Below are 8,053 nucleotides of genomic sequence, written 5' to 3'. Positions count from 1 at the left end.
CGTGCCGGGGGGGTTGCCCGGGCGGGGGCGCCCTTCTGGGCGTTTAATTGCGGCCCCCCCGCCGCAGGCGAACGGACCGGCGGGGGTCAGGGCTTGCGGCCGACGCCCACCAGGAACCAGAAGCGGGACGGGTCGTCTGGCACCTCGTCGGGCGAGTCCGGGCGCCAGAGCGGGCCGTGCACGAGACCGGGCTCGACCAGGTCGAAGCCGGTGAAGAAGGCGCCGATCTCCTCGGCGGTGCGCAGCGTCGGCTCGCCCTGCGCCACGGCCCGCCGGTACACCGTCGCGACCGCCTCGCCGGTCTCCCGCTTGTGCGTGCCGTGGCTGACGGCCAGGTGGCTGCCCGGCGCGAGCGGCGCGGTCAGCTCGGCCAGGATGCCGCCCGGGTCCTGCGCGTCGGTGACGAAGTGCAGGACGGCGACCAGCAGCAGCCCCACCGGCTCGTCGAAGTCGATCATCTTCCGCACGGTCGGGTGCCCGAGGACGTCCGCCGGGCGGGTCAGGTCCGCCCGGATCACGGCGGCGTTCGGGTCGCCGTCCAGCAGCGCGGTGCTGTGCGCGACCGCCACCGGGTCGCGGTCGACGTAGACGACCCGCGCCGCCGGGTCCACCCGCCGGACGATCTCGTGCACGTTGCCCTGCGTCGGGATGCCCGAGCCGATGTCGAGGAACTGCCGGACGCCGGCCTCGGCGGCGAGGTACCGGACGGCCCGCACGAGGAACGCCCGGTTCGCCGCCGCGATCGCGCGGGCCTGCGGCTCGATGGCCTCCAGCGTCCGGGCGATGTCGCGGTCCGCGGAGAAGTTGTGCGCGCCGCCCAGCAGGTAGTCGTAGACGCGCGCGACGCTCGCCTGGTTCGGGTCGATGCCGGTCGCCCAGTCCGGGTCGTTCAACGGATCCCCTCTCGTTGTGCGGTCGCGCGCCCCGGCCGGTCAGGTGCCGGTGCGCACGAGCATCACGGTGACGTCGTCGTGGTTCGGCGGGACGACGAGCTTCGCGACGACGTCGGCGCACGCGTCCTCCAGCAGGCCCGCCCGGCCCGCGAGCGCGGACCGCAGCGCCGCGATCCCCGCCTCCAGGTCGCGGGCGCGGGTCTCGATCAGCCCGTCGGTGTAGAGCACGAGGGTGGACCCGTCCGGGACGGCCACCCGGGTGTTCTCGTAGTCGGCGCCGTCCAGGCCGAGCGGCAGCCCGGGCGGCAGGTCGAGGACGTCGCAGCCGCCGTCCGGGCGCAGCAGGATCGGCGGCGGATGCCCGGCGCGGCAGATCTCGGCGGTGCCGGCGGCGGGGTCCAGGACGGCGCACGCGCAGGTCGCGAACTGGACGGGGCCGATGTCGGGCGCGATGCGGTCCAGCCAGGTGAGGATCTCCGCCGGGTCCTTGCCGAGCATCGCCAGTGTGCGCGCGGCGGCGCGCAGCTGCACCATGGCCGCGGCGGCGGCCGAGCCGTGGCCCATGGCGTCGCCGATGACGAGCGCGAGCCGCCCTCCGGGCAGCGGGACGACGTCGCACCAGTCGCCGCCGACGAGGTTGGCCCGGCCCGCGGGCACCGACCGGTGCGCCACCCGCACGCCGGGGACGGCGCCCGGGGGCATCGGCAGCAGGCCCGCCTGCAGCGCCCGCGCCGCGGCGTGCTCGCGCTGGTAGCGGCGCGCGCCGTCCAGGCAGCGGGCGGTCAGGGCGGCCAGTTCGCCGGCCAGCGCGGCGTCGGCGTCGGTGAACGGCCCCGCCGCCTTCCCGCGCGCGAACGCGGCGAGCCCGAGCACGGCCTCGCCCGTCCGCAGCGGGACGAGCAGGAAGTCCGCCAGGTCGGCGAGCCGCTCGCGGGCCGGGCGCGGCGGCGGCACCCGCGGCTCCAGGACGAGGTGCCGGTCCAGCTCGCCGAACCGCTGCGGCGCCCCGTCGGCGATGCACGCGGCGTAGGCGCTGCCGGCCGCGAACACCACCATCTCCCCGGCCGGGAACAGCGGCTCCAGGTCGGCGCCGGTCGCGCCGACCGCGATCCGGCGCGTCTCCACGGCGCGGACGCCGGGCGGGCGGGGCGGCTCGTCCCCGACGATCAGCTGCTCGGCGACGTACACCCCGACCGTGTCGGCGAACCCGCCGAGCGCGACCGCGACCAGGTGCCGCGCGACCCGCTCCATGTCCAGGACGCCGGCCATCCCGGTGCTCGCCGCGCTCAGCAGCCGGAGCCGGTCGGGCTCGGATTCGGCGTTCACGTCGTACGCCTCCCGCGGGCGCTCGGTGAATCGTGACGAGGGGCGCTGAATCGTGCAGACATGATCATTTCGTGCGCCGGGCGGCCGCCGCAAGGGCTTCGCGGAAGGAGCCTCCGCTTTCCGCCGCCCGGCCCGGCCGCGCCGCCGGCGCCCGCGCGGCTGCGAGGATGGGGACATGACCGACCGGCCCCGCCTGCTGCTCCTGGACGGCCACTCGCTGGCCTACCGGGCGTTCTACGCCCTGCCGGTCGAGAACTTCAGCACGACGGCGGGCCAGCCCACCAACGCGGTCTACGGGTTCGCGAACATGCTGGCCAACGCGCTGCGCGATGAGCGCCCGACGCATCTCGCGGTCGCGTTCGACGTCTCGCGCCGCTCGTTCCGCACCGAGGCGTTCCCCGGATACAAGGCGACGCGGGCGCGCTCGCCCGAGGAGTTCGGCGGGCAGCTCGCCGTCCTCGACGAGCTGCTCGGCGCGATGAACGTCCCCGTGCTGCGGGCGCCCGGCTACGAGGCGGACGACGTCATCGCGACCCTCGCGACGAAGGCCGCGGCGGACGGCCTGGACGTGCTGGTCGTCACCGGCGACCGCGACGCGCTCCAGCTCGTCGGCGACCACGTGACCGTCCTGTACTTCTACCGGACGGCGTCGGAGATGATCCGGTACACGCCGGAGGCGGTCGAGGCGAAGTACGGGCTGACGCCCGCGCAGTACCCCGACTTCGCGGCGCTGCGCGGCGACCCGTCCGACAACCTGCCGAGCATCCCCGGCATCGGCGAGAAGACCGCCGCGAAGTGGATCCGCGAGTACGGGTCGCTCGCCGCGCTGCTGGAGCGGGCGGACGAGGTGAAGGGCAAGGCGGGGGAGCGGCTGCGCGCCGCGCTCGACACCGTCCGGCTGAACCGGCGGCTCACCGAGCTGGTCCGCGACGTCGACCTCCCCGTGGACGTCGGCGACCTGCGGCGCCGGCCCTACGACATCGCCGCCTTCACCTTGCTGCTGGACGACCTGGAGTTCCGCAACGCGAGCCTGCGGCAGCGCCTGTTCGCCGCCGACCCCGGCGGCGGCCGTCCCGAGGAGCCCGCCGGGCCCGTGCTGCGCGGCCACGAACTCGGGCCGGACGAGGTGGCGCCGTGGCTCGCCGTGAGGGCGACCGGCCTGGTCGGCCTCGCCGCCGACCACGTATGGGCGCGCGGCTCCGGCGACGTCCACCGGATCGCGCTGGCCACCGCCGACGGGTTCGCCGCCGCGTTCGAGCCGTCCGCCCTCACCGCCGCCGACGAGGCCGCGTTCGCGGCGTGGCTCGCCGACCCGGACCGCCCCAAGGCGGTGCACGACGCCAAGGCGCTGCTGCGCGTGCTGCCCGAGCGCGGGTGGCGGCTCGGCGGCGTCACCGTGGACACGGCCATGGCCGCCTACCTGCTGCTGCCCGGCCTCGCCGCCTACGGGGTCGCCGACGTCGCGGCCCGCTACCTCGGCCGCCGCCCGCCCGAGGACGGCCCGGAGGGACTGATGCTGCAGGCCGGCGCCGTCCTCGACCTGGCCGGACGGCTCGCCCCCGACCTCGCGTCCACCGGGATGGGCGAGCTGCTCGGCGACGTCGAGCTGCCGCTGTCCGGCCTGCTCGCCCGCGCCGAGCGCACCGGCGTCGCCGTGGACGCCGGGCTCCTGCGCGAGCTGGAGCGGCACTTCGCCGACGGCATGCAGCGCGCCGCCAACGACGCCGCCGAGATCGCCGGGCACCCCTTCAACCCCGGCTCCACCAAGCAGCTCCAGGAGGTGCTGTTCGGCGAGCTGGGGCTGCCGAAGACCAAGAAGATCAAGTCCGGGCACTCCACCGACCTGGACGCGCTGACCTGGCTGGCGACGCAGACCGACAACGGCCTCCCGCGGATCCTGCTGCGCCACCGCGACCAGGCCCGGCTGCGCGCCACGGTCGCGGGGCTCGTCCGGGAGATCGGCGCGGACGGCCGCATCCACACCACCTTCCAGCAGACCGTCGCGGCGACCGGGCGGCTCACCTCCACCGAGCCGAACCTGCAGGTCATCCCCGTCCGCACCGAGGAGGGGCTGCGGATCCGCCGCGCGTTCCGGCCCGGCGACGGCTTCGACGCGCTGCTGACCGCCGACTACGGGCAGCTGGAGCTGCGCGTCATGGCGCACCTGTCCGAGGACCCGACCCTGCTCGCCGCGTTCGCGTCAGGGGAGGACCTGCACAGCACGATGGCGGCGCGGGTCTTCCAGGTCGCCCCGGATGCGGTGACGCCGGACATGCGCCGCAAGATCAAGGCGATGTCGTACGGGCTGGCCTACGGGCTGTCGGCGTTCGGCCTGGCCAAGCAGCTCGGCATCGCGATGGCGGAGGCGCGGCCGCTGATGGACGCCTACTTCGCGCGGCTCGGCGGCGTCCGCGACTACCTGGAGGAGGTCGTCGCGGAGGCCCGGGTGACCGGCTACACCCGCACGCTCCTCGGCCGCCGCCGCTACCTGCCGCACCTGACCAGCGACAACAGGCAGCGGCGCGAGACCGCCGAGCGGATGGCGCTGAACGCGCCGGTGCAGGGCTCGGCCGCCGACATCGTCAAGATCGCGATGCTGCGGGTGGACGCGGCGCTCACCGAGGCCGGGGCGCGCAGCCGGCTGCTGCTGCAGGTCCACGACGAGATCGTCCTGGAGGTCGCGCCGGGGGAGCACGACGCCGTCCGCGACCTCGTGCGCGCGGAGATGAGCACCGCGTACCCGCTCGCGGTCGGCCTGGACGTGGCGATCGGCATCGGCGCCGACTGGGCCGCCGCCGCCCACTGACGCCCGTCCGCCCGGCCCGCGGCTACTGGAAGGCGGACTCGCCGGTGAGCGCGCGGCCGATGACGAGCGAGTGGACCTCGGAGGTGCCCTCGTAGGTCAGCACCGACTCCAGGTTGGCCGCGTGCCGGATGACGGGGTACTCCAGCGTGATGCCGTTGGCGCCGAGCAGCGTCCGGCAGGTGCGGGCGATGTCGATGGCCTCGCGGACGTTGTTGAGCTTGCCGACGCTGACCTGCTCGGGCGTGATCGTCCCGGCCTCCTTCAGGCGGCCGAGGTGGATCGCCAGCAGCAGCCCCTTGCCCGCCTCCAGCGTCATGTCGGCCAGCTTCTGCTGGGTGAGCTGGTACGAGGCGAGGGGGCGGTCGAACACCCGCCGCTCGCCGACGTAGTCCAGGGTGGTCTCCAGGCAGTCCAGGGCCGCGCCGATCGCACCGAACACGATCCCGAAGCGCGCCTCGTTCAGGCAGCTCAGCGGCCCGGACAGGCCGCGTGTCTCCGGCAGCATCGCGTCCGCGGGCAGCCGCACCTCGTCCAGCACCAGCTCGCTGGTCACGCTGGCGCGCAGCGACAGCTTGCGCTCGATGTCGCGGGCCTCGAAGCCGGGGGCGCCGGCGGGGACGAGGAAGCCGCGGATGCCGTCGTCGGTGCGGGCCCACACGACCGCCACGTCCGCGACCGACCCGTTGGTGATCCACATCTTGGTGCCGGACAGGATCCAGTCGGCGCCGTCGCGGCGGGCCCGGGTGCGCATGCCGGCGGGATCGGAGCCGAAGTCGGGCTCGGTGAGGCCGAAGCAGCCGATCGCCTCGCCGCGCGCCATCGCGGGCAGCCACTGCCGCTTCTGCTCCTCGCTGCCGTGCTTCCAGATCGCGAACATCGCGAGAGAGCCCTGCACGGACACCAGGCTGCGCAGGCCCGAGTCGGCGGCCTCCAGCTCCAGGCAGGCCAGGCCGTAGGAGACGGCGCCCATCCCGGCGCAGCCGTAACCCTCCAGATGCATGCCCAGCACGCCGATCGACCCGAACTGTTTGGCCAGCTCCCGCGCCGGGATGCCGCCCTTGTCGAACCACTCGGGCAGGTGCGGGCGCAGCTCCCTGTCGCAGAGCTTGCGGACGGTGGCGCGGATCTCGCGCTCCTCCTCGCTGAGGAGCCCGTCGATGCCGAACAGGGCGGTGGGGTGGACGGTCCTGGCGCGCGGTGAGGTCGTCATGCGCGGGAGTCTAGTATTGGATCCAATATCCGTGATCCAGTGACCCCGCGTGAGATGGTGGCCCGATGACCGTGCAGCGCACCCGGCCGCCGACGGCCCAGCAGTTCGTCCTCGACGAGCTGCGGCGCGCCATCACCAGCGGCCGGCTCCGCCCGGGCGCGCCGATCCGGCAGGACGTGGTGGCCGAGGAGTTCGGCGTCAGCCGCGTCCCGCTGCGCGAGGCGCTCAAGACCCTGCAGGGCGAGGGCCTGGTCACCTACCGCGCGCACCGCGGCTACTACGTCGAGGAGCTGTCCCTCGGCGACCTGCGCGAGGTGTACCGCATCCGGACCCTCCTCGAAGAGGAGGCGGTGCGCCGCGCGGCCGCGCTGATGACGGCCGCCGACCTCGCCGCCCTCGACCGCGCCGAGGACGAGGTGGAGGCCGCGGCGCGGGCCGGCGACGTGCTCGCGATGGCGGCGGCGAACCGGGCGTTCCACATGGCGCTCTACGAGTACGCGGCGATGCCGCGCCTCGCCCGGCTCATCCGCACGCTGTGGGACGCCACCGACGCCTACCGCTCCATCTACTACGGCGAGGGCGTCAACCGGGAACGCGTCGTCGGCGAGCACCGCGCGGCCCTCGCCGCGCTGCGCGCCGGGGATGCCGACGAGGCCGTCCGCGTTCTCGACGTGCACCGCGCGCACGCGGTCACGGCCCTCGAACACCTCATGGCCGAGCCCGTCCAGCAGCCCGCCGAGCCCATCTAGCCCGTCCGGCCGTGCGGGCAGGGGCTCAGCCCCAGACCTCCTCGGCGGTCTCGGCGATCAGCCGCAGCTTGGCGAACTGCTCGCTCGCCGTGAGCACGTTCCCCTCGACCGTGGAGGAGAACCCGCACTGCGGCGACAGGCAGATCTGCTCCAGCGGGACGAACCGGGCGGCCTCGTCGATGCGGCGCTTCAGCTCGTCCTTCGACTCCAGCGCGCCGCGCTTGGTCGTGACCAGCCCGAGCACGACCGTCTTGCCGGGCGGGACGAACCGCAGCGGCTCGAAGCCCCCGGAGCGCTGGTCGTCGTACTCCAGGAAGAACCCGTCCACGTCCAGTTCGGAGAACAGCGCCTCGGCGACGAAGTCGTAGCCGCCCTCCGCCGTCCACGACGAGCGGAAGTTGCCGCGGCACATGTGCGTGGTGACGGCGAGGTCGGCGGGACGTCCCGCCAGCGCCGCGTTGATCTGCCGGATGTAGCGCAGGTGCAGGTGGTCCGGGTCGTCGCCGCGCTCGGCGATCATCGCGCGCTGCTTCGGGTCGTTGAGGTAGGCGAGGCTGGTGTCGTCGAGCTGCAGGTACCGGCAGCCGAGGGCGGCGATCCGCCGGACCTGCTCGGCGTACGCGGCGGCCAGGTCGGACCAGAACTCCTCGACGTCCGGGTACACCTCCGGGTCGATCGCCGCGGGCCCGCCCCGGTAGTGGACCATGTTCGGCGACGGGATCGTCAGCTTCGGCGTGACGCCCTCGCCCGCCGCGTCCCGCAGGAAGCGGAAGTGGTCGGCGAAGATCGTCTCCTCGAGGCGGACCCGGTCGTGCACGCGCAGCGCGGCCGTGCTGAACTCCAGGTCGCCCGACTCGTTGCGGAACCTGACCTTGATCTGCTCGTCCGCCGGGCTGATCCCGCCGAGCCGGTAGATGAAGTCCATGTGCCAGGACGTGCGGCGGAACTCGCCGTCGGTGGCGGTCCGCAGCCCGGCTTGGGCCTGCATCGCGACGGCGTCGCGGATCGCGGCGTCCTCCGCCTCGGCGAGGCGCCGGCCGTCGATGCGGCCGCGGGCGTGGTCGTCGCG

At 74.5% G+C, this 8,053-nt stretch carries 6 protein-coding genes; 2 read left to right on the top strand and 4 right to left on the bottom strand.

The window, feature by feature from the left end:
* Positions 1-86: 86 nt before the first annotated feature.
* Both ABZ914_RS41490 and ABZ914_RS41485 read right to left on the bottom strand, forming a co-directional pair.
* Complete coding sequence (locus ABZ914_RS41490; protein WP_387027028.1) at positions 87-893, bottom strand: SAM-dependent methyltransferase; 807 nt, start codon at positions 891-893, stop codon at positions 87-89.
* Positions 894-932: 39 nt separating this feature from the next.
* A complete protein-coding gene (locus tag ABZ914_RS41485; RefSeq protein ID WP_500200147.1) occupies positions 933-2,219 on the bottom strand; it encodes a PP2C family protein-serine/threonine phosphatase in 1,287 nt (428 codons plus the stop codon).
* Positions 2,220-2,394: 175 nt separating this feature from the next.
* On the opposite strand from ABZ914_RS41485, the gene polA reads away from it, so the two are divergent.
* Entirely contained in the window at positions 2,395-5,025 is a 2,631-nt protein-coding gene (gene polA, locus ABZ914_RS41480; RefSeq protein WP_500200146.1) for a DNA polymerase I, read from the top strand.
* Positions 5,026-5,047: 22 nt separating this feature from the next.
* On the opposite strand, the gene ABZ914_RS41475 is transcribed toward polA, so the two are convergent.
* Entirely contained in the window at positions 5,048-6,235 is a 1,188-nt protein-coding gene (locus ABZ914_RS41475) for an acyl-CoA dehydrogenase family protein (RefSeq protein WP_500200145.1), read from the bottom strand.
* A 65-nt stretch (positions 6,236-6,300) separates the two neighbouring features.
* Here ABZ914_RS41475 and ABZ914_RS41470 point away from each other — a divergent pair, with 65 nt between their 5' ends.
* Positions 6,301-6,984 (top strand): GntR family transcriptional regulator, encoded by a 684-nt coding sequence (locus ABZ914_RS41470; RefSeq protein ID WP_500200144.1) that lies wholly within the window; start codon positions 6,301-6,303, stop codon positions 6,982-6,984.
* Positions 6,985-7,009: 25 nt separating this feature from the next.
* Here ABZ914_RS41470 and ABZ914_RS41465 read toward each other — a convergent pair.
* Positions 7,010-8,053: 5-methyltetrahydropteroyltriglutamate--homocysteine S-methyltransferase (locus ABZ914_RS41465; protein ID WP_500200143.1), on the bottom strand; the 1,044-nt coding region annotated here is incomplete at its 5' end.

It is taken from the genome of Spirillospora sp. NPDC046719 (genome assembly GCF_040645715.1).
Lineage (GTDB): Bacteria > Actinomycetota > Actinomycetes > Streptosporangiales > Streptosporangiaceae > Spirillospora.
This window is presented reverse-complemented; position numbering and strand designations above follow the sequence as displayed.

What these genes read in the sequence shown, in the direction of transcription:
- polA (WP_500200146.1), top strand. Translation starts at nt 2,395, where the DNA reads ATGACCGACCGGCCCCGCCTGCTGCTCCTGGACGGCCACTCGCTGGCC.
- ABZ914_RS41475 (WP_500200145.1), bottom strand. Translation starts at nt 6,235, where the DNA reads ATGACGACCTCACCGCGCGCCAGGACCGTCCACCCCACCGCCCTGTTC.
- ABZ914_RS41470 (WP_500200144.1), top strand. Translation starts at nt 6,301, where the DNA reads ATGACCGTGCAGCGCACCCGGCCGCCGACGGCCCAGCAGTTCGTCCTC.